The 24,802-nt window shown below is 65.4% G+C and carries 20 protein-coding genes; 13 read left to right on the forward strand and 7 right to left on the reverse strand.

The features are described from left to right. Window positions 1-31: 31 nt before the first annotated feature. The 3 genes from GRI72_RS01150 to GRI72_RS01160 are packed head-to-tail and all read left to right on the forward strand — an operon-like array spanning window position 32 to window position 2,885. The gene (locus GRI72_RS01150) at window positions 32-841 is read left to right on the forward strand and encodes an acyl-CoA dehydrogenase family protein (protein WP_160732095.1); all 810 of its coding nucleotides are present in this window, start codon (window positions 32-34) and stop codon (window positions 839-841) included. Continuing rightward, on the forward strand, window positions 838-1,992 hold the full coding sequence (locus GRI72_RS01155; RefSeq protein WP_160732096.1) for an acyl-CoA dehydrogenase family protein: 1,155 nt from the start codon (window positions 838-840) through the stop codon (window positions 1,990-1,992). Before GRI72_RS01150 ends, GRI72_RS01155 begins: the two co-directional genes overlap by 4 nt. A 2-nt stretch (window positions 1,993-1,994) precedes the next feature. Beyond that, the gene (locus tag GRI72_RS01160; protein ID WP_160732097.1) at window positions 1,995-2,885 is read left to right on the forward strand and encodes a hydroxymethylglutaryl-CoA lyase; all 891 of its coding nucleotides are present in this window, start codon (window positions 1,995-1,997) and stop codon (window positions 2,883-2,885) included. A gap of 24 nt (window positions 2,886-2,909) precedes the next feature. Here GRI72_RS01160 and GRI72_RS01165 read toward each other — a convergent pair whose 3' ends face one another. After that, on the reverse strand, window positions 2,910-4,079 hold the full coding sequence (locus GRI72_RS01165) for a CaiB/BaiF CoA transferase family protein (protein WP_160732098.1): 1,170 nt from the start codon (window positions 4,077-4,079) through the stop codon (window positions 2,910-2,912). 337 nt (window positions 4,080-4,416) lie between these two features. Here GRI72_RS01165 and GRI72_RS01170 point away from each other — a divergent pair, with 337 nt between their 5' ends. Genes GRI72_RS01170 through GRI72_RS01180 form a run of 3 tightly spaced genes read left to right on the forward strand, consistent with a single transcriptional unit; the run spans window position 4,417 to window position 7,642 of the window. Further along, window positions 4,417-5,490: a phosphotransferase family protein gene (locus GRI72_RS01170; RefSeq protein ID WP_160732596.1), complete on the forward strand. Its 1,074-nt coding sequence runs from the start codon at window positions 4,417-4,419 to the stop codon at window positions 5,488-5,490. Then, on the forward strand, window positions 5,487-7,256 hold the full coding sequence (locus GRI72_RS01175) for a class I adenylate-forming enzyme family protein (RefSeq protein ID WP_160732099.1): 1,770 nt from the start codon (window positions 5,487-5,489) through the stop codon (window positions 7,254-7,256). The genes GRI72_RS01170 and GRI72_RS01175 overlap by 4 nt, the downstream gene beginning before the upstream one ends. Continuing rightward, complete coding sequence (locus GRI72_RS01180; protein WP_160732100.1) at window positions 7,253-7,642, forward strand: nuclear transport factor 2-like protein; 390 nt, start codon at window positions 7,253-7,255, stop codon at window positions 7,640-7,642. The genes GRI72_RS01175 and GRI72_RS01180 overlap by 4 nt, the downstream gene beginning before the upstream one ends. Here the strand turns inward: GRI72_RS01180 and GRI72_RS01185 are convergent. From GRI72_RS01185 to GRI72_RS01205, 5 genes are all read right to left on the reverse strand, one after another. After that, window positions 7,639-8,340 (reverse strand): GntR family transcriptional regulator, encoded by a 702-nt coding sequence (locus tag GRI72_RS01185; RefSeq protein ID WP_160732101.1) that lies wholly within the window; start codon window positions 8,338-8,340, stop codon window positions 7,639-7,641. The genes GRI72_RS01180 and GRI72_RS01185 overlap by 4 nt on opposite strands. 18 nt (window positions 8,341-8,358) lie before the next feature. Further along, a complete protein-coding gene (locus GRI72_RS01190) occupies window positions 8,359-9,099 on the reverse strand; it encodes an SDR family NAD(P)-dependent oxidoreductase (RefSeq protein ID WP_160732102.1) in 741 nt (246 codons plus the stop codon). 17 nt (window positions 9,100-9,116) lie between these two features. After that, complete coding sequence (locus GRI72_RS01195) at window positions 9,117-10,388, reverse strand: MFS transporter (protein ID WP_160732103.1); 1,272 nt, start codon at window positions 10,386-10,388, stop codon at window positions 9,117-9,119. A gap of 94 nt (window positions 10,389-10,482) precedes the next feature. Continuing rightward, a complete protein-coding gene (locus GRI72_RS01200) occupies window positions 10,483-12,906 on the reverse strand; it encodes a TonB-dependent receptor (protein WP_160732104.1) in 2,424 nt (807 codons plus the stop codon). 54 nt (window positions 12,907-12,960) lie between these two features. Next, window positions 12,961-13,809 (reverse strand): SDR family NAD(P)-dependent oxidoreductase, encoded by an 849-nt coding sequence (locus tag GRI72_RS01205; RefSeq protein ID WP_160732105.1) that lies wholly within the window; start codon window positions 13,807-13,809, stop codon window positions 12,961-12,963. A 467-nt stretch (window positions 13,810-14,276) separates the two neighbouring features. On the opposite strand from GRI72_RS01205, the gene GRI72_RS01210 reads away from it, so the two are divergent. From GRI72_RS01210 to GRI72_RS01240, 7 genes are all read left to right on the forward strand, one after another. Next, a complete protein-coding gene (locus GRI72_RS01210; protein ID WP_160732106.1) occupies window positions 14,277-15,074 on the forward strand; it encodes a crotonase/enoyl-CoA hydratase family protein in 798 nt (265 codons plus the stop codon). An 87-nt stretch (window positions 15,075-15,161) separates the two neighbouring features. Beyond that, on the forward strand, window positions 15,162-16,394 hold the full coding sequence (locus tag GRI72_RS01215; protein WP_160732107.1) for a CoA transferase: 1,233 nt from the start codon (window positions 15,162-15,164) through the stop codon (window positions 16,392-16,394). Between the two features lie 55 nt (window positions 16,395-16,449). Beyond that, on the forward strand, window positions 16,450-17,100 hold the full coding sequence (locus GRI72_RS01220) for a carboxymuconolactone decarboxylase family protein (protein WP_160732108.1): 651 nt from the start codon (window positions 16,450-16,452) through the stop codon (window positions 17,098-17,100). Between the two features lie 3 nt (window positions 17,101-17,103). After that, window positions 17,104-18,405: an MFS transporter gene (locus tag GRI72_RS01225; RefSeq protein WP_160732109.1), complete on the forward strand. Its 1,302-nt coding sequence runs from the start codon at window positions 17,104-17,106 to the stop codon at window positions 18,403-18,405. Window positions 18,406-18,598: 193 nt separating this feature from the next. Further along, window positions 18,599-20,842, forward strand: a complete 2,244-nt coding sequence (locus GRI72_RS01230; RefSeq protein WP_160732110.1) for a TonB-dependent receptor — start codon at window positions 18,599-18,601, stop codon at window positions 20,840-20,842. 63 nt (window positions 20,843-20,905) lie between these two features. Beyond that, window positions 20,906-22,693 (forward strand): flavin-containing monooxygenase, encoded by a 1,788-nt coding sequence (locus GRI72_RS01235; RefSeq protein WP_160732111.1) that lies wholly within the window; start codon window positions 20,906-20,908, stop codon window positions 22,691-22,693. After that, window positions 22,686-23,459, forward strand: a complete 774-nt coding sequence (locus tag GRI72_RS01240) for an SDR family NAD(P)-dependent oxidoreductase (protein ID WP_160732112.1) — start codon at window positions 22,686-22,688, stop codon at window positions 23,457-23,459. Before GRI72_RS01235 ends, GRI72_RS01240 begins: the two co-directional genes overlap by 8 nt. Here GRI72_RS01240 and GRI72_RS01245 read toward each other — a convergent pair. Continuing rightward, the gene (locus GRI72_RS01245; protein WP_160732113.1) at window positions 23,456-24,649 is read right to left on the reverse strand and encodes a GGDEF domain-containing protein; all 1,194 of its coding nucleotides are present in this window, start codon (window positions 24,647-24,649) and stop codon (window positions 23,456-23,458) included. The two genes, GRI72_RS01240 and GRI72_RS01245, sit on opposite strands and share 4 nt — an antisense overlap. Window positions 24,650-24,802 lie beyond the last annotated feature (153 nt).

Raw genomic sequence — 24,802 nt, forward strand, 5'->3', positions numbered from 1 at the left:
CGAAGGACCGGCGCGCAAACTGGAATATGCGATGGATGAAATATCGGCCATTGTCTCCGACACTGCACGACGGCTCCTTCGCGGACTGGCAGAGGCTGCCGGGACGTGGGAGGATATGCCCGAGAGTGCCTGGACGGCTGGCTGGCAGGCGATCGAGGACTCGGGCCTTCTCCTCGCGCTCCTGCCAGACGGGGACGGAGGGCTCGGCCTGCCCTTGTCCGAAGGGTTGGGACTGGTCCGTATCGCCGGTAGCCACCATGGGCCCTGGCCGGTGGTGGACACGATGCTTGCGCGCCGCTTTGCGGCCGAAAACGGGCAGGATGTGGCGGCCGGTCCCGCGGCGGGCGGCCCGAGCGAGATGGCACCGCATCAACGCGACATCGCGGCGCTGGCAAGGGCCTGCCAGATGGCCGGCGCGCTGGAGGCAGTGCTGGAGATGACGACTGCCTACGTTGGCGAACGGCACCAGTTCGGCCGGCCGCTGGCGCGATTCCAGGCGATACAGCACTCTCTGGCCGTTCTTGCGGGAGAAGTCGCGGCTGCGTGTGCCGCGGCCGACTTCGCGTGTCAGCGGATTGCGGCGGAAGGGCACGATCCAATCCTTGCGATCGGTATAGCGCGCGCACGGATCGGAGAGGCCGTTTCTCGTGGTACCGCGATCGCCCATCAGCTCCACGGTGCGATCGGATATGTCCGGGAGCATCGGTTGCATCGCTACACCACAGCGATGTGGCGCTGGCGCGACGAATTCGGCACCCAGGCGTGGTGGACGCGGCGCGTCGGCATGGCTGTTATTGCCGAGGGCAGCGACGGTTTCTGGTCCTCGACGGTGGCAGCATGAAGACGCTGGAGTTTCCCGCGCCTCCGCCACGTGCTGGCGACGAGGACCTCCGGCGTGAGGTTCGGAACTTTCTCGAGAGCCGGCTGGAAGGGCGCTCTCCGCTTCAGCGCGCGGAAAGCTGGAATGGTTTTGACCGGCAATTCTCCCGCGAGCTGGGGCAGCGCGGCTGGCTGGGTATGACCTGGCCCCGGAAATACGGGGGGCACGAGCGCACGGCTTTCGAACGCTATGTCGTGATGGAAGAAACCCTGGCGGCAGGCGCTCCGGTAGCCGCGCACTGGATTGCCGATCGACAGAGCGGGCCTACGATCCTGCGCTATGGCACCGAGGCGCAGAAAGAGGCGATCCTTCCCAAAATCGCCGCCGGAGAGTGCACTTTCTGCATCGGCATGAGCGAACCCGACGCCGGATCCGATCTGGCTGCGACGCGGACCCGGGCCGAACGACAGGCCGATGGAAGCTGGAGAGTGAACGGCACCAAACTATGGACGACCTATGCGCATGAAGCGCACTACATGATCCTTTTCTGCAGGACCTCGGGAAGCCCGGCAGACCGGCACAAGGGGACCAGCCAGATGCTGGTCGACATGCGGGCAACGCCGGGCGTCACGGTCAACCCGGTCCTTGACCTGATGGGCCAGCACCACTTCAACGAAGTCCATTTCGAAGACGCGATCCTGCCGGCCGGGTCGCTGCTGGGGACCGAGGGCGAAGGTTGGGCGCAGGTCATGGGTGAACTGGCCTTCGAACGGTCCGGGCCGGAGCGGTTCCTGTCGTCCATCCAGCTCCTGATCGAGCTGATCGGCGCGCTCCAGGGGGCCGGGGGCGAGGGCGGCCGAAACGCCGTCGGCCGCCTGTTCGCCCATCTCGTGACCCTGCGACACATGTCCCGCGGCGTCGCGGCTCTCCTCGAACGGGGCGACGACGCTTCCGTCCATGCCGCCATTGTGAAGGATCTCGGTGCCACTTTCGAGCAGGAGTTGCCCGATATCGCGCGATCGCTGATCGACGAGGAGCCTGACCTGGCGAGCACGAGTCACTTCGCTTCGGTTCTGGCATACACGACGATGGCTGCCCCTGCATTCTCCCTGCGCGGTGGCACGCGCGAGATACTGCGCGGTATCATCGCGCGGCAACTCGGGGTGCGATAGTGGTGAAGGTCTCACCGGTTCCAGCGCTGGTCGAGGTTTCGCCTCGCGACGGTCTGCAGAACGAACCCCGGGCCCTGCCGATCGAAGCGCGGGTCGAACTGATAGAAAGGGCCATCTCCGCCGGGGCTTCCAGACTTGAAGTGGCAAGTTTCGTCCGGCCCGACAGGGTGCCGCAGATGGCCGGCGCGGAAGAAGTTGTTGCGCGTCTCAGACGGGGAGCCGCGCGCTACATCGGCCTGGTTCTCAACAAGCGCGGGGCATTGCGCGCCCTGGACACGCATGTCGATGAAATCGGATTCGTCTGCGTGGCCAGCGACAGTTTCGGGATGCGCAATCAGGGCCAGACCGGCGAACGATCGCTGGAAATCGCCTGCGACGTCATAGCGTTGACGAAGAACGCAGGTCGCCCTGCGCAAGCCATGATCGCGGTGGCCTGGGGATGCCCCTTCGAGGGCCCGGTTGCGAGGTCTCGCGTCCTCGCAATGGCGCGCAGGCTGGCGGAGGCGGGCAGTCACGAGATCGGGCTGGCCGATACGATCGGGATTGCGCGCCCGGCAGAGGTCGAGAACCTGACGCGGGCCGTGGCGCAAGCGGTCTCGCCGCTGCCCGTTCGGGTGCATTTGCACGACACGCGGGGGATGGGTGTGGCGAACGCCCTCGCGGCCATACGGGGCGGTGCAAAGGTCATAGATGCCGCGATCGGCGGGACAGGCGGTTGCCCATTCGCGCCGGGGGCCGCCGGAAACCTGGCGACAGAAGATATCGCCTACGCCTTGGATAGTGCGCTGGACCTCGACCTGGACAAGTTGGTCGGTACTGCGAGATGGCTCAATGCAAGGCTGGGACGACAGCGGACCAGCGCGCTTGCCCGGGTTCATCGCGCCGCCGAATGACGGGCACCGGCCGGCGCCATCCGTTCAATCCCCGAGCCACCGCTGGCGAATTTCATCGGTGTCCTGCCCGACTACGCTCGGCGCGGGACGCCGTACTCGCGAAGGCGTGCGGGTGAGCTTCGGAAAAGCACCCTGCATCGGCACCGGACCGAGTTCGGGATCCTCTACCGTCACGATCGCTTCGCGCGCGGCGAAGTGAGGGTCCGCGAGCATGTCCTCGGCATCGAGGATGCGCCCTGCCGGCACGCCGTGCTCGATCATGAGCGATTCCAGTTCGGCCACCTTGAATTGCCGTGTCCAGGCGTTGATCACACGGTCGAGCTCCTGCTGGTTGCGCCCCCGGGCCGCATGAGAGCGATAGCGCTCATCGGTCGCGAGATCGGGGCGCTTCATCGCCGCGCACAGGCGGACGAAAACGCTGTCCTGATTGGCGCCGATCAGGAACTCGCCGTCGCGGCACGAATAGACATTGGATGGAGCGATGCCCGGCAGGGTCGATCCGGTGCGTTCGCGCTTGTGCCCGGCGATCGCCCACTCGGGGATCAGGCCTTCCATGACCTGGAGGACGGATTCGTACAACGCAACGTCGACCAGTTGGCCGCGCCCGCTCTTGGACCGTTCGTGCAGTGCGGCCAGCGCCCCCATGCAGCCGTAGGTCGCGGCCAGGGTGTCGCCGATCGAGATGCCCATTCGCGCCGGCGGGCGGTCTCGCTCTCCGACGATCTTCCGCCAACCGCCCATTGCTTCGGCTATGCCGCCGAAACCTGCGCGCGCCGCATAGGGGCCGAACTGTCCGTACCCGGACACCCTTACCACGATAAGGCGGGGGTTCCCGGCCATGAGCTCGGCCGGGTCGAGCGACCATTTCTCCAGCGTACCGGGACGAAAGTTCTCGATCAGGATATCGGCTTGTCCCGCCAGCCGGCGCACCAGCTCCTGGCCGGGCCGCGTCTTGAGGTCGGCTGCGACGGAATACTTGTTGCGGGCAATGACCCGCCACCAGGTCGGTCGCTCGCCCTGGCCCCAGGCGCGCATCGGATCCCCGGCGCCCGGGGGTTCGATCTTGACCACCTCGGCGCCCATGTCGCCCAGCAACTGGCCGCAGAACGGCCCGGCAATGAGTTGGCCGAGCTCGACCACGCGGATTCCCTCCAGCGAGCCGCTGGCTTGCGGTTCCGGCAGGGCTTCGCCCATCACGCGACCTCCGGGAAGGGGAAATGGTTCGTTCCAGCCTGATCGGATGCATTTTTAGTGGTTCGCGATGTCCTTCTCCCGCCCGGAGTCGAGCCAGGGCCTGCGGCATCCGATGTGCTCAGGCACCGGGATTCCGATGCGCAAACCCGCAAGGAAGCAGCGATACTACCAAGAAAAATCAATCTATCCCCCCGCCAAGTCGTGCCTGCGGCTCATGCGCCGGGGTCGGCTCTGCAACCATCCGGCCTCATGAACCTTTGACTAAATTGCATGCAAATGGCAAGGCTATTGTTGAACATGAAGTTGTGCCCCTGGGCAGGAGAGAGGCAGAGTGGCGATGGCAGAGGCGGCGGCACACGAGGTTCCGGGGATCGTTCAGGCGGGCGATATCGATGACGACGCGGCCTTGCGTCTGGACAGATGGATGGCGTCGGCCATTCCGGGGCATGTCGGCCCCTTGCGGATCGAGCGGTTTGCAGGCGGACAGTCGAATCCGACGTTCCGGATCGGTTCGCCGGCTCGCGATTATGTATTGCGCCGCAAGCCGCCGGGGAAACTGCTGAGATCGGCCCATGCGATCGATCGGGAGTATCGCGTCATGGCGGCGCTCGGTCGCGAAGGTTTTCCCGTGCCGAAGGTCTACGGCCTATGCCAGGACGACGCGGTCATCGGATCGGCGTTCTATCTGATGGAACTGGCGGAGGGACGCATCCTCTGGGACCCCAAACTGCCGAAGCAGCGACCGGCAGACCGCGCGGCTATCTATCAGGCCCAGATAGACACCCTGGTGGCCCTCCACAGGTTCGACCCTGCGGCGATCGGGCTCGAGGATTTCGGAGGCGGGGGCAATTACTTCGAGCGGCAACTTGCCCGCTGGACGAAACAGTATCGGGCGTCGGACCCGCCCCCCTTGCCGGAGATGGACCGCCTTGCGGACTGGTTGGCCGAATCCCCGCCACCTGCCGCTGAACCGCGAATCGTTCATGGCGATTACCGGATAGACAACATGGTGCTCGCTGCCGACAGGCCGGCAGTCGTCGCCGTGCTGGACTGGGAACTGTCCACCCTCGGCGATCCGATCGCCGATCTTACCTATTTCCTGATGATGTGGCGCATGCCCCCGGGCGAGCGGATCGCGATGGATGGGGTGGACTTTGCGGCCACCGGCATACCCACGATGGAGCAGGCGCTCGAACGCTATCTTTCTGCCACCGGAGGTCGGCTGGAACGGCCCATCGAGTGGTACCTCTCCTTCAATCTTTTCCGGCTCGCGGCAATCCTGCAGGGCGTGGCCGGGCGGGCTGCGCGCGGACAGGCCAACAATGCACGCGCGCTGCAGGCGCAGGACCGTGTCGCGCCTTTGGCCAGAGCTGCGTGGCAGAACGCGCTCAAAGCAGGTGCGCCGGCATGAGCGGGGACGCGATCTGGCCCGTTCTTACCGTGGCCGAGGCAGAAGCGATGCTGACTGCGCCCGGGGAACCCTGGGAAATGCGCGAGGAGATTATCGCGGGGCGGTTGCAGCGAACTTACGTCAACACCCCCCGCGACATGCGACGGATCGTCGATGACAGCCGCGCCTATGGCGCGCGCGAGTTCCTGGTGTTCGAGGGCGAGAGAATTACCTTCGAGGAGCATTGGCGCGCGGTCCAGGCCTTCGGCCGTGTCCTTGCCGGTCGATTTGGCGTGGCCAAAGGCGATCGTGTGGCCGTAGCCATGCGCAACTATCCCGAATGGTCGGTCTGCGCCTTCGCTTGCATGGCCATCGGTGCGATCTTCGTGCCGCTGAATGCCTGGGAAACGGGCGCGATGCTGAGGCGGATGATCGCGACGAGTGGAGCGAAGGTCGTTGTCGTCGATCGCGAGCGCCAGGAACGGCTTTCGGACGGGCGTTGCGGGGCAGCGTGCATCACCGTGCGGGCTGACGGGGGCCAGGACAGTTTCGAAAGCCTCGTCGGGCCGGTTCAAGGCTGGGGCGCGCTGCCCGACGTTCCGGCCCCCGACCGCTCGCTGGAGCCTGACGATCCGCTCGCGATTTCCTTCACTTCGGGAACGACGGGAACATCAAAGGGCGCTCTGACCACGCATCGCATGGCCCTGACCAACCTCGTCAACACGCAGTATCGGGTAGCGCGGGCAGCGCGGCGGCGCGGAGAGCCCTGGCCGCCGGCGTCCGACGACGCCGGCGGACGGCAGACCGTACTCCTGCCCCTGCCGCTGTTTCACGTGACTGGTCTGCATTCTGCATTGGTGCCGGCGCTTGTGCGGGGCAACCGGCTGGTCCTGATGTATCGCTGGAGCATCGAAGAGGCTCTCGCACTGATCGAACGCGAAGCAGTGAACATCCTGATTCTCGTTCCCACCCTCGTGGTGCAGCTTCTGCAGCGGCTACCGGCGGGTGGGACCAAGGGGCTCGAATCGGTTCACACCGTCACTTATGGCGGGTCGCCAGCCTCCTCCGATCTGGCAGCGGGTGTCTGTTCCCGGTTTCCAGGCGCTGCGCCCGCCCAGGGATATGGCGCGACCGAAACCTCTTCGCTCGTCGCATCCAATAGCCACGAGGACCTGCTGGAGCGTCCCGACAGCGTGGGAACGCCCGTTCCGTGCTGCGATGTCCGGATCGTGGATGACGACGGGCACCTGGTCCCGCGGGGGGCTGCAGGGGAGCTGTGGGTGCGCGGTCCGCAGGTGTTCAGCGGCTACTGGGGACTGGAGGACGAGACCCGGCAGGTCCTTTCCGACGGATGGTATCGCACCGGGGATATCGTGCGCATGGATGAAGAGGGCTTCCTCTACGTACTCGATCGTAAGAAGGATATCGTGATCCGTGGAGGGGAAAATGTCTATTGTGCCGAGGTCGAGGCGGCGATCGCCCGGATGGACGGCGTCGTGGAGTGTGCCGTCTTCGGTCTTCCCGACGCCGTGATGGGCGAGATCGTGGCCGCCGCTGTCGTGGTGAGGAAAGGCAGCACCTTGACGGGGTACAATCTGCACCAGATCCTTTCGGCGCAGCTGCCGGGCTTCAAGGTGCCCGAACGCATCGACATCACCTGCAGTCCGCTGCCGCGCAACGCGACCGGGAAAGTAGTGAAGCGTGAACTGCGCGAAGCGATGGCAGCGCAAGCGGCCAAGCAGGAGGTGAGCAAAGAACCGCACGGAAACGGAGGGGCAGGGGGATGACAGGTGAGCCCGGAGCGCTGGATACCGCGCGGCGTCTTTTTCTTGCGGTAGAGAGCGGTGAACTGGAAGATCTGAATACGATCTTCGTCGAAGGGGCGCAGGTCTGGCACAATACCGACGACAGCCTGACCGATATTCCGACCACGATCAGAAACCTGCGGACAATCCGCGAGAATGCCCGGCTGTTTTCCTACCGCGACATCAGGCGCACACTCACGACCGAAGGTTTCGTACAGCAGCACACGCTGATCGTGGTCACGCGGGATGGGCGCCGGATCGAGGATCGCTGCTGCTGTATCTGCACTGTCAGACGCGGGCGGATCGAGCGCATGGATGCATACCACGATTCGGCGGCGACCGGCGCCATGGCGCACAAGGCCGGCTAGGCGGTGTCGCCGGTTTCCTGCCCTGCGCCATCGCCCGGCTCTGCGTGCATCGGGTACTGACCGTCGCTTCTCGACATCAGCGTCTGCCGGGCCGAGCGAATGTGGGCGGTCATGACCGCCGCGGCCCATTCGGGGTCGCGCGCAGCAAAAGCATCGGTCAACTCCAGATGCTGTGCTGCCGAGCGTCGGATCTGGTCCAGCGAATAGGAACGGAACGTGTTCAGCACCAATGGTATTTCCACGATCGTGCCGAGGAGGTTGCGCAGGCGCACGTTGCCGCTGGCGTCGAGCACCAGCTTGTGGAACTCGTCGTTGAGCTCGGTCACGGTCTCTACTGCCGGCTGGTCCGCCTGGGTAATCTCGTGCATTCGTGCGGCGATCTGGCGCAGGCGTGACAGCTGCTCCTCTGCGATGTGCCGCGCCGCCTCGGCTGCGGCGAAGCTTTCGAGCAGGATGCGCAAGTCATAGATCTGTTCGATCTCGCGCTTGCTCCAGGTCGCGACGAAGGCCCCGCGATTGGGAATGAAGTGGATCAGGGCCTCTGCATGCAGCCGGCGCATGGCCTCCCGCACCGGCGTGCGGCTGAAGCCCGACGCTTCGGCAAGGGCTTGTGCGGTGAGATGCGATCCAGGGGGGTACGTTCCGTTGCGAATCCCCTCGCGAATGGTCTCGTAGGCGACGTCTACCGCTTTGACCAAGGTACCCCTCCAAAACCTTTAGTCGACCCACCAGTCGTGTCGTCCGACCGGAACGCGATAAGCACCATCGAGCCGCAAGACGGTTCCATTCATCATTCTGTTGGCGATGATATGCGCCACCATCTCCGCAAATTCAACTGCATCGCCCGGCCGGCTCGGAAAGACGACCTGTTCGCGAAGCCAGTCGATCATCGGACCGCGCGCACCAGAAAACATGGGCGTCTCGAAGATTCCCGGGGCGATCGTCACCACGCGTATCCCGTAGCGGGCGAACTCGCGCGCAAGGGGCAGGGTCATCGCGTTGATGCCCCCTTTCGCGGCGGCATAGGCGGCCGTGCCGATCTGTCCTTCGAACGCCACGATCGACGACGTGTTGACTATTACCCCGCGCTCGCCCGAACTGTCCGCATCGGCGGCGGTCAACCGCTCCGCCAGCGTCTGGGCCAGGATAAAGCTCCCCAGCGTGTTGACCTCCATCGTCCGGCGAAAACCGGACGCGGTTACCTTGCGATCCGGCCCGATCGACAGACCGGAATGGCCGATGCCGGTGGTATTGAGCAGGACGCGGATCACCCCGATCTCGGCTTCGAGCGCGTCGAATGCGTGCGCGACTGCGGCTTCGTCGGCCACATCGGCTTCTGCGAAGAGACCGTCCCATCCACCCTTGTCGAGGTCGAGGGCTGCGACACGCGCCCCGCGATCGCGTAGCAGGCGAGCGCTCGCCAGGCCGAGGCCGGAGCCGCCGCCGGCGACGAGCATGCCTGTGCCCCGCGGGTTCACGCGGCGGCGCCTTCGGCCTGCTCGATCTCGGTCGCGACCGAACGGCTCGCCAGCCAGTAAAGCGCGCTGGAAAGAAGGCCCGCGGTCAGTCCGACCAATATGCCCGCGCGCAGTCCTTCGCCTTCGCCGAGGGCGGGGGCGAAAAGATCGCTCGCCAGCCCCATTAGCAACGGGCCAAAACTCAGCCCGACCGCGCTGTTAATGAACAGCGCTACGGCCAGGGCCATGGCCTTTGCGCCCGGTCCGGCCAGTCGCTGCATCGCCAGATTGCCGGGCCCGTACCAGACGCTGGTGAAGAATGCCGCCACGGCAAAGGTGATCAGGGAAAGCGCGGCGCTGGGGACCGTAAACATCACGGCATAACTGATCGTGCCCAGCAACGACCCGATGGCGGGGATCAGGGCCAGTGCACGCAGGTCGCGTTGGCCGAACCGATCGCCCAGCCGCCCCCCGACCAGGGCGCCCAACGCTCCGCCGCTTGCACCGAAGATGCCGAGGCCGAGGCCGATGATACCCAGCGGCTGCTGGCCGAACTGGGCGCCCAGCGCCTCCAGCTCGGTATTGTGGAGGCGCAGGTAGTACGAGCCTGCGAAGGCCATCGCGCCGTAGTTGCAGAAGCTGAGAAACGCGCCGCCCAATGCGATCAGCGTGAAGGTCCTGCACCGCAAGAGCATCCCGAGCGAAGCGAACAAGCCGGGATCCGACGGACTGGCGGGTGCCGCCTTCGGCCGCTCGTCGCGCAGGGTCAGGAGGACCAGCGCGCCGATCACCAGGCCGGGGAGGCCGGCGCATACCATCGTCCAGCGCCACCCGATGATTCCTTCCAGTATGCCCCCGCCTATCAGGCCGACGGCGGCACCGACCGGCGCGCCGAGCGCAAAAACGGCGAGCGCCCCCGATCGCCGGCCCGGCGAAACGGAATCGGCGATCAGCGCTTGCGATGGCGGGGCGCCGCCTGCCTCGCCTATGCCCACGCCGATACGCAGCACCAGCATCTGCACGAAGCTGGTGGCCGTGGCGGTTGCGGCGGTGAACGCGCTCCACGTCAGGATGGCGATCCCGATCACGCGCACGCGGTTCGATCGGTCGGCAAAGCGGGCTATGGGCAGGGCGGCAACGCTATATAGAAGCGCGAAGGAAAGCCCGCTCAGTGCGCCCAGTTGCCAATCGGCAAGGCCGAGATCGCGCTTTATCGGTTCGGACAGGATATTGATGATCTGACGGTCGAGCAGGTTCAGCCCGAAGCCGACCGTGAGCAGTCCAAGCATCCATCGCGTCCCGCGCCCCTCTGCGGACGCGGATCCTGCATCTGCCCGGCAACCGGTCGCCCCCGACAGGGGGGCGACCGGTTCGGCACGCGGATCAGTTGCCAAAGGAGTAACTGAGCTTCACGCCGACCGTCCGGCTCGAATCCATCGCAGGGATGTTCGAGTATCCGATCGTGGAAAGCGGGGTCGAGTTGTCGGTGCCCGAATCCAGCGGGGTGCGAAAGATCCCGGCGACGAAGTACTTGTCCAGCAGGTTGCGCGCGAAGAGCGATAGCCGCCAGCGATCGTCGTAGCGCCCGATACTCAGCTGCCCGTTGAGCAAGCCGTAGCCGGGGTTGATCGAGTTCGGATCCGCCACGACCCCGTACGTGCTCGAGCGATAGCTGAACGACGCGCTGGCCCCCAGCGTCAGGTCGTTCCCTATGTCGGTTTCGTAATCGCCCCTCAGACCCCAGGTCCACTTGGGCGAATACATGAGGGGATAGCCGGCCGCATTGAACTGGGGCGGCGCGTCGGCCGGCAGCCCGGGCTGGATGTAGTTGCATTCGCCCGGTGTCGTGGCCGGATTGGTGTACCGGTCATAACACTGCACGGCGAACTCGGTGAATTCCGTCGGGATATAGGCGAGGTTGCCGACCACGGTGAGGTCGGGCGTTACGCGCCAGGCCAGGTCTGCTTCCACCCCCTTGGTCCGCAAGCCGCCGGCATTGGTCGTGGTGTAGTAGAAGGTGGGGGCGACGCCGACCCTCTGCTGGCCCTGAAAGTCATCGTAATCGACCTTGAACAGCGCCAGGTTGAATGCCACGGCCCGGTCGAAAAGCTCCGCCTTCAGGCCGACTTCGTAGGATTTCGACAGCTCCGGCCGCAACAGCAGCTGGGGCTGATTGGCCGGGTGCGAAATCATCGGCCCCTTGTAGCCGGTCGCATAGGTGGCATAGACATTGACGTCGGGCGTGATGTCGTACTTGGCGGTCAGCTTGTAAGTGAACTTGCTCGCCTTGACCTGCGCTTCGCCGGACGACAGCGGCAGCGAGAGGCCATGGCACGGCTGCCCGAACGCATAAGTGACCTGGCACAGCCAGGGCACGTCGAAATAGTCTATCTGCTGCCGTACGTTGTCGTGGGTATAGCGTCCGCCTGCGATGAGGGTGAGGTTGGGGCTCACCGCCGCTTCCACCTGGCCGAACAGTGCATAGCTCCTTATCTTGGCCTTCACCCAGGAGGCGTACCCTTGGCCGGAGTAAGGCCCGATTGCGTTCAGCGAGACGAGGATGTCCGCGTTGTCGGGCAGGAAACCCAGCGTCCCGCCATTCATGCCCTTCTGGAAGGGTCGGGAATCGTAGAAGAAGCCGCCGAGCGTATAGTTGAGGATCCCGGCATCGCCGTTGACCCGCAGCTCCTGAGTGAACTGGGTTCCGCCGGAGATGTTCTCGTTGCGGGAGTAGATCGCCCTTGGTGTAACGTCCGTGTCCAGGGCGATCGGTTGCCGTAGATGGCGATAAGCCGTGATCGAGGTCAGTGTCGCGTTGCCGAGATCGTAGTCGACCCGCCCGCTGAAGGTGTAGGACTTCTGGCGGGTAAAACTCTCGCCATCCGTCGCCACCTCCAGGTTGCGCGGCCCCGCCTGGATCCCGTAAGGCGCGATCGTTTCGCATGGGCTGAACGCGCCGAACCCGCTGCCGCAGTTGCGGAAGGTCCAAAGGCCGTTGGCATTGTCGGTAAGGTACCGATACTCGCCGGTCAGCAGGACGCTCAGATCCGTTGCCGGCTCCCACAACAGCTTCCCCCTCAGGGAATAGCGTTGATAGGCCCAGCGATCCTTGCCGCTGAACAGATCCTGCACGAAGCCGTCGCGGCGTTGGAGGCCACCGGCCACGCGCAGGGCCGCCGTCTCGCCCAGAGGCAGGTTTACCACGGTCTCGACGTTGATCTCGTCCTTGGTCGCGTAGGACAGCGATCCTTCCAGCGTCCGCTCTCCCAACCGGGGATTGGCGGTGATGATCTGGATGACCCCTGCCGAACTGTTCTTTCCGAACAGAGTGCCCTGGGGCCCCTTGAGCACTTCGATCCGTTCGATATCGACCAGCGACTGGTAGCTGGGGCCTGCGAAGGAAACCTCGGGCAGGCCCTGGATGACGTCGTCGATCACCAGCGCAACCGATTGCTCGGCCGACATCAGCAGCGACTGTGTGCCCACGCCGCGAATGTTGAAGCCTCCGCCGAAGTTGGCATTGTAGTTCACACCGGGGGCCAGGAACTGCACGTCTGCAATGGTCGTAAGGTTGCTCTGATCCAGTGCTTCGGACGAAACGACGGAAATCGATAGCGGCACGTCCTGCTGCGACTGCTCCCGTCGTTGGGCCGTGACGATGATCTCTCCCGGCGCCAGGGGAGTCTCGCCCGCAGCCGCCATCTCTGCTCCGGCGGGGGCTTCATCTTCTTCCTGTGCCGCCGCGGGTTGGGCCAGGGCGACGAGGCTGGCGCCCGTGAGAAATCCGATTGGACCAAGCTTTTTCATTGTCCTACCTCCCGTTATCGCGGCGCTTGTTCGCTTGCCGCTCTCTTCCACCCGTCAGACCCGCATTCCTCCGTCCACGAACAGGGTCTGTCCGGTCATGAAACTGGCGTCGTCGCTGGCGAGAAACGCGGCCACTGAGGCCATCTCCGCCGGCTGGGCGGCGCGGCCGAGGGGGATGCGTTGCGCGATGAACTGCTGCATCAATTCGCTGGCCGAGCGATCCTGCCGTTCGGCCGCGAGCGCCTCGTAGCGCTGGCGCACGTAAGGGGTCAGTGTGATGCCCGGCGCAAAGGCGTTTACCCGAATGCCCTTGTCGGCGAGTTCGAGCGCCAGGCTGCGAGTCAGGGCGCTGACCGCCTGCTTCGCGGCAGAATAGGCGGAGAGGCCGGCGACGCCGTGATAAGCGCTTATCGAGGTCGTGCTGACGATTGCGCCGCCGTGCCGGCTACGCATGGCCGCGACCGCGTGCTTGGCGCAAAGGAAAACGGACGTCAGGCTGAGTTCGACAGTATAGTCCCAGTCCTTGCGGTCCAGCTCGCTCACGGGGGTCTGGTCAACCGGCCCAGCGCCTGTTCCGCCGCCGGCGTTTGCAAAGAGGATGTCGATTCCGCCCAGTTCGTCGCCCACCTGCTGCATCGCGCGGCGGACATCGGCTTCTTCGGTCACATCGCACCGGATCGCCAGCCCGGGCCGGCCCACTTCGCCCAGGGATGTCGCGACGCCGCGCAGCATGTCTATGTCCGCGAAGCGCTCGCGCGGCACATCCGCACGTTGCCGGCAAAGGTCGAGGACCGCGCAGCGGCCGCCCTCGCTTGTGATGCGCCGCGCGATCGCCTCGCCGATACCGCCCGGCCGTCCCGCCCCGGTAACAACTGCGACCTTGCCGGCGAAGCGTGGCTTCATTGGGGATGCCCCTGCGCGGCTATCACCGCACATATGCATGCAATATCGCCTGTGAATGCGTTTGCCATCATGGCCTCCTCGTCAGCCGGGACGCCGACGCGAACAGCAAAGGTATCCAAAACCATGATTGCATGCAAGTTATGATGGGAAAAATATCATACGGGGCAGGCCTTGTATAGTAACTGTTTGATTAAACATTATTTTTGTTCGGATCATGCGGGGTGAGGGCGGGGGCATCGGGGCTTGATTGAGGATTGGGCGCTATAACCGCATGCAATAAGCCGTGATGAACACGCTTCGAAGGCGTTAGGTCCGCAGGGTGTCCGGTCTTGTCCGGTTCGGCCCCGCGCGGGGTAGGTGTACCGCTCTCCCGTGAGCAGGATCGGCTGGCCGACCTGCCCTGGCATCGCGCTTGCACTGAACGGTTGCATGCAATACGCCTTGCCGTGAAATGGCGGGAGAGGGACATGGATCAGGTAAGGGTGGAGCGCGGCGAGGGGGTGACGACGATCACCCTGAACCTGCCGGAAGCGCGCAACCCCATCTCGGGCAACGACGTGATCGATGCGCTCCTCGACGCACTGGCGCAGGCCGATCGCGATACCGACGTGCGAGCGGTGATCCTGACCGGGGCCGGCACGGCGTTCTCTTCCGGGGGCGACCTGTCGAAGATGGCTCCGGGCAAGGGGCTGCGCGGGAATCAGCCGGCCGAAACGGTCCGCAACTATCGCGACGGTATTCAGCGCCTGCCGCTGGCCTTCCAGGCGCTGGAAGTGCCGGTGATTGCCGCGGTGAACGGCCCCGCCATCGGCGCGGGCTGCGATCTCGCCTGCATGTGCGATATCCGGATCTGTTCCAGCGCCGCGGTCTTCGCGGAAAGCTTCGTGCGGGTGGGCCTGGTGCCGGGCGATGGCGGGGCCTGGCTGCTGCCCCGGGTCGTGGGGTGGTCGCGCGCGACCGAGATGGCGCTGACCGGCCGGGCCATAGATGCGGAGACCGCGCTCGACTGGGGACTGGTAAGCCGGGTCGTCGAGACCGACGAACTGATCGCCGCGGCGCAAGCTATCGCGGCCGAGATCGCCGCCAATCCGCCGCGCGCAGTGCGCCTGACCAAGCGCCTCCTGCGCGAGGCGCAGGACGCCTCGCTTGCCACGGTGCTGAACCTGTCGGCGGCTTATCAGGCGGCCGTCCACGAGACGCGCGATCATGAAGAGGCGGTTTCCGCCTTTCTCGAGCGACGCAAACCGACCTTCGATGGAAGTTGAGATTTAGGCCCCTACCCCCCTTGGGGTGGGCTGTGCGCGAGGCGGCCTCGATCGCCGCGCGCTAGAGAGAGAGGAGCAGGTCGCCAAATGTATTCGTTGCTGTCGGGAATGCGCGTGGTGGAGGCTTCGTCGTTCGTGGCCTGTCCCACCGCGGGCCTTTACCTCGCACAGATGGGCGCGGAGGTCATCCGGGTGGACCAGATCGGCGGCGGGCCGGATTTTCGCCGCTGGCCCCAGGCGCCCGGCGGCGGAAGCTATTACTGGGAAGGATTGAACAAGGGGAAGCTCTCGGTCGCGCTCGACCTTTCGGGCCCCGAGGGGCGCGAGTTGCTGGCGCGCCTGGCCACGGCCCCGGGCGAGCAGGGCGGTGTCTTCCTGACCAACTTCCCGGTCAACGGCTTCCTGTCGTGGGACAACCTGTCCGCCCTGCGGCGCGACCTGGTCCTGACCCGCGTGATGGGGCGGGCCGACGGCGGGCCGGCGCTCGACTACACGGTCGCCTCGGCTCTCGGCATTCCCTTCATCACCGGGCCGGAAAGCCTCGGCGACGAACCTGTGAACGCGGTCCTTCCCGCGTGGGACCTGCTGACCGGCGCCTACGCCGCCTTCGCGACCCTCGCGGCGCTGCGGCACCGCGAGCGTACCGGGGAGGGGCAGGAAGTTCGCGTGCCCCTGGCCGACGTCGGCATCGCCACGGTCGCCAATCTCGGCCAGCTCGCGGAAACGCTGCACGGGGGCGATCGCAAGCGCTACGGGAACGACGTGTTCGGCGCGTTCGGGCGCGATTTCACCACGCGCGACGGGCAGCGTTTCATGCTGATGGCCATCACGCCGCGCCAGTGGACCGGGCTGGTCTCGGTACTCGGCATCGGCGAAGGCGTGGCGGCCATCGAGAAAGCGCGCGACACCTCTTTCGCCACCGACGAGGGCGAGCGGTTCCGTCACCGCGACGCCTTGTTCCCACTCGTCGAGCAGGCGGTGGCCCGGCGCGACGGCGAGGAACTGGCGCGGGCGCTGGAGGCCGCGGGCTGCTGCTGGGGGCCCTATCGGCGGATGGAACAGGCCGTTCGCGATCCGGAGACGGTCGGAGCCAACCCGCTTTTCTCCGAGATCGCCCAGCCGAGCGGAGAAACCTACGCCGTGCCCGGCGCCATGGCGACCTTGCCCGCCTCCGATCGACAGCAACCGCGCCCGGCCCGCCCGCTCGGCGCCGACACCGAGCGGGTACTGACGGATCTCGGTGGGCTGGACTCGGGCGAGTTCGCCCGTCTCGTCGACAGGGGCATCGTGGGCGTTACCGACCGGGAACAGCGGCCTTGACCGGGTCGCGGGGGACTGGGCGCGTGCCGCCGACTTCGCACGGAGGGCGGACCTGATGCCCCGCCTGCCGCTGGTCAGCCGGGATGTCGTGGAGGATCCGCTGGTGATCCATATGTACGATCGCAAGTTCCCGGGACGCGACCCTGCCACCCAGCCGGGTGAGACGGCTTCGGGCGCGCCGGGCAATTTCGAGGCGGTCTTCGCCCACAGCCCGGACGTGCTGGAGCATTTGGTTCGGGGCTTCCACCTCAAGCAGAGCAAGGCTCGACAGCTGCCCCTGAAATACATGGAACTGGCGATCACGCGCATCGGGTGGGCCTGCTCGTGCCGCTGGATGTTCTCGGAACACATCAAGATACTGCGCGGCCTGGGCTATTCGGAGGAAGCGCTCGGCGCCTTGCCGGCCTGGCACGACAGCGATGCTTTCGCGCCCGTCGAACGGTCCGTACTGGCCTACGCCGATTGCTTTGCCTTCGATCATGGCCGCGTGCCCGATGCACTCTTCGCGCGCCTGCGCGAGGCGTTTGGCGCCGAACAGATAGTCGAACTGACTTACGTCACGGGCATGTTCCTGATGACCGCGGGCATGATCCGCGCCCTGCGGCTCGAGCATGACGATTGCGAGGAGCGCGTGCGGGAGATGCCTTCACCGCCCGGTTATCGTTTCGTGGACACCGAACCGCCACCATTACCCCGGAGGGACTGACCCATGCGTGCGACGGGCGCTTATCCTTACTACGTGGTCGTGTGCCTGATGGTGGCCAGCGCCCTCTCGTTTCTCGACCGACTGGCGCTGAGCATGCTCATCGAACCGGTCAAGGCAGACCTGGGCCTCAGCGACACCCAGGTCAGCGTTCTGGCCGGGGCGGCGTTTGCGGGGTCGTATGTCCTGTTCGCGTTCGTTTTCGGCCGCTGGGTGGACACGCGCGAACGACGCGGAGCGATCGTGGTCGGCATGACCTTGTGGAGCCTGGCAACCGCTGCTTGCGGCCTGGCCCGCAGCTTTGCGGGGCTGTTCACGGCCCGCGCGATGATCGGGGTTGGCGAGGCCAGCCTCAATCCGGCCGCGTATTCGATGATCGCGGACTATTTCACGCCGGTGCGGCGCGGAGTCGCCACGGCGATCTTCGCCTGCGGGGCCACGCTCGGGGGCGGCCTTGCGATCATGCTGGGGGGGCAACTCGTGGACTGGGCCTATGCCGTCGGTGCGCGTCTGCCATTCCTCCCGGGGTCGCAGCCGTGGCAAGTGGTCTTCGTGGCGATTGGGTTGCCCGGGGTGGCCGTGGCCCTGCTCATCGCGCTCACCGTGCGCGAGCCTGCACGAACGCTTGCCGCCGGGGAAGCGGCGCAGGCCCCCGGAATTGCCGACGCGCTGAGGTTCATGCGCGCGAACGCGCGAGTTTTCGTGCCGCTGTTTGCCGGTTACTCCTGCATCGCGGTGATCGGATATTCCTTCATGGTCTGGGGGCCGGTTCATTTCATGCGCTTGCACGCGCTTGGAGCCGGTGAAGTGGGGCTCCTGCTCGGACTGGGTTACGGCGTTGGCGGCACCGTGGGGTTGCTGGCCGGGGGCGCGGTCTCCGATCGCCTGGTTGCACGCGGCCGGATCGAGGCACCGGTGCTCGTTACACTGGGCGCGGTCGTCGTCGAAACCCCGCTCTTTCTCGGTGCCTATCTGGCCGACGGGACGGCGCCGGCCGCAGCCCTCTTCTGTCTGGGGATGACAGTGGCCAGCATCGTGGGCGGTCTGCAGATCTCGATGGTCCAGTCGCTGGCACCCAACAGGCTGCGCGGGATCATGGCGGCCGTCTTCGGCGCCTGCGTCAACCTCGCTGGCTTCGGCATTGCTCCGACGATCACGGCTTTCCTCGCCGAAAGCCTGTTTGGCGGTCCCATGGGGATCGGCAAGGCCCTCGCCGTGATGACCGGGGCGGCCGGGGTCGTCGCGATCGTTCTCCTCCTGATCGGCATCCGGCCAGGGCGCCGGCTGGCCCGCGATCTCGCAGGCTGACAGCAGTGCCATTTGCATCCAGAAAGTTGTTCTGGTGATGCCTCATGATCGAGCAGGACGCGTAAAACAGCGAAAATTCGCTTGTGCGATTGCGGGCGTTCGTTAAAGTGCATGCAAAATATCGACTCGTGCAAGGGTCGTCTGTAGGAGGGAAGAGATGCCGAAACCTATCCGCCTTGCGGGTCCAGTAGCCTTGGCCACCCTCCTGCCCGCCCTGTTTGCCGGCAATGTCGCCCATGCTCAGGACTCCACCGGGCAGGATGCGGCAGGTTCGTCCAGACAGCCGCGTCTTGGCGAGATCGTGGTGACGGCCCAGAAACGCGAGCAGAAGCTGCAAGACGTGCCCGTGTCGATCACTGCGGTTACCGGCGAAGAGCTGGAGAGCCTGAAGATCACCGATCTGCGCAGCGTGCAGAGCTATGTGCCCAACCTCGCGGTTCTCAACTCCGGCGTGAACCCGGTGGTGTTCATCCGGGGTTTCGGCTCGGGGCCCAACAACGTTGCTTTCGACCAGGAAGTGTCCGTCTATCTCGACGGGATCTACGGGGGGCGGGGCGCCCAGTTCAGCGCGCCGTTCTTCGACCTGGAGCGCATGGAGGTGCTCCGCGGCCCGCAGGGCGCATTGTTCGGGCGCAATACCGCTGCCGGGGCAATCAGCCTTGTTTCCGCCCGCCCGACCAGCACGACCGAGGGTTACGTGTCGGCCGGTTACGATTTCGCGCGGCAGGGATTCGATCTCACCGGCGTCGCCAGCGGTCCGCTGAGCGGTACGTTGAGTGCGCGGCTGGCGGGCAAGGTCACCCGGCAGGACGGCTACATCCGCAACCTTTACAACGATCGCGACGAGCCGTTGCTGCGCGACGAAATGGCTCGTCTCACGCTCCGCTGGCAGCCTTCGAGCGACGTCGACCTGAGCATCAAGAACGAGTATGGCCGCCACCAGTTGGAGGGCGGCGTCACGGTATCGGGTTCGCTGACCGAAGATGTCTACGACGGGGACTTCGGCGACAACCGGTACATTTCCGACAACTATGCCGGTGCCGGCCTGTCCGAAGGCAGCGGCATCAAGACCTGGAACACTGCGGTCAATGCCGACATCGGGCTGGGCGATCACACGCTGACGCTCGTCGGCGGTTATTCGCACTTCAAGACCAACCGTTTCACCGCCTATGACGAGATCGCACCCGATGGGAGCGTGCCGGCGGACGGCGGCAACGCCCGCTTCGCCAACGGTTTTCCGGAGACGTTCGACCAATGGTCCCTGGAAGCGCGGATTGCGTCGCCGCTCGGGCAGTTCCTGGAATATGTCCTGGGTGTCTATTACGATACCTCGGACTATCAGCTTCATCAGGACACGTACTATCGTGACGTGTTCACGCTAACCGGACACCAGTCGACCGACTTCGACCAGGAGAGCGATGCCTGGTCGGCTTTCGGGCAGGGCACTTTCAACCTGACCCCCGCGCTCCGGCTCATAGCGGGGCTGCGATATTCGTATGTCCGGAAATCGGCGACCTTCACCCAATACACCGTGTCGGGGCAGCCGCTCAATCCTATCGGGCCGGATCGCGAGGGTGACCTGTCGGAGGACTACTTCGACCCCTCCGGGACCGTACAGTACGATGTCACACCCGATGTGATGCTCTATGCCACGATCGCCCGCGGGTCGAAGTCGGGCGGCTTCGTGTCGAACACCTACAACGTCTCGGAAGACGGGTTCCGGTTCGGGGCGGAGCGTTCGACGAACTACGAGATCGGCCTGAAGTCCACGCTCGCGGACGGCCTGGCGACGGTAAACCTCGCGCTGTTCCGCATGGATTTCACCGACCTGCAGCAGTCTGCCTACGATCCCGATCGCCGCACGTTCTTTACCCGCAACGCGGCCGAAGCCCGTTCCGAGGGGATCGAACTGGAACTGCAGGCCATGCCGACGCGCAGCCTGACGCTCAACGCAAATCTTGCCTATCTCGACGCGCGCTTCATCGACTATCCCGGCGCGCCCTGCCTGGCCTATGAAACCGTGGCCGAATGCGATTCTTCCGACCCGGAATCATTGGCCGCCCACAATATCGCCGGCCTCCCGCTGCAGTTCGCACCCAAATGGAGCGGCAACGTGGGCTTTCGCCACATGGCCGACCTAGGCAACCTGCGTCTTGTAACCGGCGCGAACATGCAGTTCCGGTCGAGGTACTACATTGCCGACGGCTACAGCCCGATCTGGGGCCTCCAGGATGGGTGGGCCAAGTTCGATGCCCGCATACAACTCGGGCCGCACGGGGATCGCTGGAACATAGCCCTGGTCGGTCGCAACCTGTTCGACGAACGCACTCGCGGTGCGGCAGTGCGTTTCCCCGGTTCGATCACCGCAACGACGCGTTCGCTCAGCTGGATGGACGAGTATCGCTCGGTCTCGATCAACGGTACCGTTCGTTTCTGAGCAGCCGGGGGCGCGGCGGCCGACTTGCAGAGCGGGGCGCGGCGCCAGCATGAGGATCGCAGATTGACGGGAGAAGGAAGCGAAAAGGATCGGACCGGCCTCGACTACGAGGCCTTGTCGCGGCGCTACGCCGAAGAACGGACCAAGCGCCTGCGTCCCGACGCCGTTCGCCAGTACCAGGCCCTGGAAGGAGAGTTCGCGGGGTTCGACGCCGATCCGAACGCCTCGCAGAATTTCAGGCGCGACCCGGTCGAACGCGAGGCCGACGTGCTCGTGATCGGGGGTGGCTATGGCGGGCTTCTGACCGCCGCCCAGCTGCGCAAGCGCGGTGTGGACGGTATCGTCATGGTCGAGAAGGGATCCGACTTCGGCGGCACGTGGTATTGGAACCGCTATCCCGGCGTGCGTTGCGACGTGGAATCCTATATCTACGTGCCCTTGCTGGAGGAAACCGGCTTCGTGCCGAGCGAGCGCTATGCCAAGGGCGCCGAGATCCAGCAGCAGTGCCGCCTGATCGCCGAGAAGTTCGATCTCTATCGCGGGGCCCTGTTCCAGACCATTGCGCAAAGGCTCACCTGGTCCGATGCGGATCGGCGCTGGCTCGCCACCACCGATCGTGGCGACCGGATAAGCGCACGGTTCGTGGTCGCGGCCACGGGGTTGTACAGCAGCCCCAAGTTGCCGGGCATCCCGGGGATCGAGGCGTTCGAGGGTCCCAGTTTTCACACCAGTCGGTGGGATTACGATTTTACCGGCGGCAGTGCCGATGGCGACCTTGCCGGCCTTCATGACAAGACCGTCGGCATCATCGGGACCGGCTCCACCGGCATCCAGTGCGTTCCGCCGGTGGCACGGTCCGCGAAGCATCTCTACCTCTTTCAGCGAACCCCGGCCTCCGTCGACGTGCGCGGAAACCGGCCCACCGACGTCGAGTGGTTCCGCAGCCAGCAGCCGGGTTGGCAGCACGAACGCATGCTGAATTTCACCCAGTGGACTTCCGGCCTGCCCCAGGCCGTGGACATGGTCGCGGACAGTATGACCGATCTGTTCCGCGAGAAGAGCCTCGCCGCCGGTGTGGAAATGAGCCCTGAAGAGCGCGAGCGGGCAGAGATCGCCAAGATGGAACGGGTTCGCCAGCGCGTCGATGCCATTGTGAAGGATCGCCAGACGGCCGAGGCGCTGAAGCCGTACTTCCATTACTTTTGCAAACGCCCCGGTTTCAGCGACAATTACCTGCAGGTTTTCAACCGGTCGAATGTCACGCTGGTCGACACGGCCGGCAAGGGCGTGGAAGAAGTGACCCCGAAAGGTCTCGTGGTCGCAGGCCGGGAGTACGACCTGGATTGCATCATTTACGCGACCGGGTTCGATTTCATGACCAGCTTCACGCGCGAATCGGGCCTTTCCATCGAGGGGCGGGGCGGGCGGTCGCTGGAGGAGAAATGGTCGAACGGAGCGCATACTCTCTATGGCATGCAGACGCGCGACTTCCCCAACTTCTTCGTTCTGTCGATCGTGCAGGCGGGCACGTCGATCAATTATCTCCATACTGCCGATGCCCAGTCACGATACATGGCCGAACTGATCGACCATTGCCTGCGGAACGAGCTCGCCACCGTGGAACCCACCCAGGAGGCGGAGGACGAATGGGTCGAGCAATGCGTTGCCCTCTCCGCCGACCGGCTGGCCTTCTTCGAGAAATGTACGCCAAGCTACTTCAACTTCGAGGGCGCGCGGCCGCGGGCCTTCGAGCTGAATTCACCCTACGGCGGCGGGCCTCTTGCCTACTTCGGTGCGCTCGAGGAGGAAATCCATCGCCGCTTCGCCGGGTCGCTGGAGTTCGGTGGCTAGACCATCGGAGGGCGCCGCGCGCGGGAAACCGCGCAAGATAGTACTCGTCACCGGCGGGGGCGGCGGCATCGGTCGCGCGGCGGCGCAAGCGCTCGGGACCGGCGGGCGACACGTGGTGATTACCGATATCGACGCGTCCGCAGCGTGTGAGACCCGGCGTCTTGTGACAGCCTCCGGGGGCACGGCGGATATTGTCGAAGCGAACCTGGAGATCGCGGAAGAAACGGCAAATGTTGTCGAACACGCTGCTGCCAAGGGGATGTTGGCAGGGGTGGTGCATTGCGCCGCGGTATTTCCGCAGCGGACCTTCGCCCGTGCCACGATCACGGACTTCGACCAGGTGATGGGCCTCAACTTTCGCGCGGCGTTCCTGCTCGCCAAGGCGGCGGTTCCGGTGATGGAGGTCAAGGGCGGTGCGCTCGTGCTCTTGACGTCGGGCGCGGTACGACTGGAAGGCGCCGACACGCCTTTCCAGCGGCCGTTTGCACTCTACGGCGCTTCCAAGGCGGCACTGGATCGCTGGGCTCTGGGCGTCGCCCCTGAACTTCGTGACCGCGGGATTGCGCTCCACACCCTTACGCCGGGGGCATTCGTCGAGACTCCGGGGACGCGCAGGATCGATCGTAGAGCCATCCCTTCGCTTCCGATCGTGCCTGCCCGACAGGTGGGAGAAGCCATAGCCTGGCTGGCTCGCAATCCACGCATGTCGTTGGCCGGCAGGCGCCTCGATGCCACGGCGTTCGGGCATACCTGGGGGCCGGGCTAGGCCAGTGCCGTGCGCGGGGAGGGGGGCTTGGGGGTCAGTTCGCCGAGCGCCAGGCTGACCTGGTTGCGCCCCGAACGCTTGGCCCGGTAGAGCGCGGAATCGGCGCGGCGGGCGAGGTCGAACAGGTTGTCCGCCAGGGTAAGCTGGGCCACCCCGAACGAGGCGGTGATCGTGCGATCGATCCCCAGTTCGGCCAGGGGCGCGGCGCAGAAGCGTTCGCGCACGCTTTCTGCAAACCGGCGGCCTTCGGCCAGGTTGCTGCCGGCCAGGAGAACGGCGAATTCCTCGCCGCCCAGCCGGCCGACGACGGCCCCTTCGCCGGCGGCCGTCTTGAGCAGCTGCGCGAAGCGGGCGATCACGGCGTCGCCGATCGCGTGGCCGTAAGTGTCGTTGACGGTCTTGAAGTGGTCGATGTCGGCCGCGACCAGGGTGACGGACTCGGCCTGCTCGCGGGCCGCGGCGAGCGCTTTTTCGGCATGGGCGTCGAACCCGCGGCGGTTGAGGATGCCCGACAGGACATCGGTTTCCGACCGCGCGACCATTTCGGCCGTCGCATCGCGCATCATCACCAGCAGCAGGACCAGCGCGAGCGAGACGAGGGTGATCGCGCCGAGCATCTGCGAGATCGCCGCATACGTGCTCGCCATGTAACCTTGCGATGCGCTGGCCATGCCGACCGCCCAGCCGATCATGGGCTTCGACAGGTAGGCGAAGGCAGCGAGCAGGCTGAGGGCGATGAGCAGGAGGTCCAGCGGTTCCCGCCGGCCGGAACGAACGATGACGAAGCAGCCCAGCACCTGCATGGCGAAATAGGGCAACTGGTAGAGGAAGCCGCGCTCCAGCGTGCCGTAAGGCAGCGTGAAGGTTACCGGCAGCGCGAGGAGGCTGACCAGCCAGATGGCCCCGAGGTACTTCGCGTGGCTGGTCACGGCGTAGTGCCGGGCGACCCCGATGACGCAGAACGTCAGGGTGAGGAGATAGACGAGGAAGATCGCCACTGCGACCGGCAGGGCGTTGGCCTGCCACGGAATCGCGAATTCGAGCAGGACCGTGAAGATCCCGGTGGCATAGCCGGCCGACAGCCACCGGGCACCGCTGGCATTGCGGTTCATCGTCGCCACCACGCCGAAGGCGATGGCGAAGATGCCCGCGATTACCATGTTGATGCCCAGGATATAGGCTGCGGTCATCGCTTTCCTCTTGTCGCGTCGCCCACCGCCATGCGCCGGCAATGGGAAAAAGCTGGTTAATGCGGCGGCCATTTTTCCCCCGCGCATCGCGCGCGGGGCCTTTCCATCCACCTGGGGCCGTGCCGACCGAAGCGGCGCCGGGCCAAGGCTGGC

Origin of the sequence: Pelagerythrobacter marinus, assembly GCF_009827515.1 — a bacterium.
In the GTDB taxonomy this organism is placed as follows: Bacteria; Pseudomonadota; Alphaproteobacteria; order Sphingomonadales; family Sphingomonadaceae; genus Pelagerythrobacter; species Pelagerythrobacter marinus.

Bases quoted from the DNA above. Each gene is read 5' to 3' on its own strand.
- GRI72_RS01210 (WP_160732106.1), top strand. From the start codon at position 14,277: ATGGATCAGGTAAGGGTGGAGCGCGGCGAGGGGGTGACGACGATCACC.
- GRI72_RS01175 (WP_160732099.1), top strand. From the start codon at position 5,487: ATGAGCGGGGACGCGATCTGGCCCGTTCTTACCGTGGCCGAGGCAGAA.
- GRI72_RS01180 (WP_160732100.1), top strand. From the start codon at position 7,253: ATGACAGGTGAGCCCGGAGCGCTGGATACCGCGCGGCGTCTTTTTCTT.
- GRI72_RS01225 (WP_160732109.1), top strand. From the start codon at position 17,104: ATGCGTGCGACGGGCGCTTATCCTTACTACGTGGTCGTGTGCCTGATG.
- GRI72_RS01150 (WP_160732095.1), top strand. From the start codon at position 32: ATGGATGAAATATCGGCCATTGTCTCCGACACTGCACGACGGCTCCTT.
- GRI72_RS01200 (WP_160732104.1), bottom strand. From the start codon at position 12,906: ATGAAAAAGCTTGGTCCAATCGGATTTCTCACGGGCGCCAGCCTCGTC.
- GRI72_RS01220 (WP_160732108.1), top strand. From the start codon at position 16,450: ATGCCCCGCCTGCCGCTGGTCAGCCGGGATGTCGTGGAGGATCCGCTG.
- GRI72_RS01245 (WP_160732113.1), bottom strand. From the start codon at position 24,649: ATGACCGCAGCCTATATCCTGGGCATCAACATGGTAATCGCGGGCATC.
- GRI72_RS01195 (WP_160732103.1), bottom strand. From the start codon at position 10,388: ATGCTTGGACTGCTCACGGTCGGCTTCGGGCTGAACCTGCTCGACCGT.
- GRI72_RS01155 (WP_160732096.1), top strand. From the start codon at position 838: ATGAAGACGCTGGAGTTTCCCGCGCCTCCGCCACGTGCTGGCGACGAG.
- GRI72_RS01190 (WP_160732102.1), bottom strand. From the start codon at position 9,099: ATGCTCGTCGCCGGCGGCGGCTCCGGCCTCGGCCTGGCGAGCGCTCGC.
- GRI72_RS01215 (WP_160732107.1), top strand. From the start codon at position 15,162: ATGTATTCGTTGCTGTCGGGAATGCGCGTGGTGGAGGCTTCGTCGTTC.
- GRI72_RS01170 (WP_160732596.1), top strand. From the start codon at position 4,417: ATGGCAGAGGCGGCGGCACACGAGGTTCCGGGGATCGTTCAGGCGGGC.
- GRI72_RS01165 (WP_160732098.1), bottom strand. From the start codon at position 4,079: ATGGGCGAAGCCCTGCCGGAACCGCAAGCCAGCGGCTCGCTGGAGGGA.
- GRI72_RS01205 (WP_160732105.1), bottom strand. From the start codon at position 13,809: ATGAAGCCACGCTTCGCCGGCAAGGTCGCAGTTGTTACCGGGGCGGGA.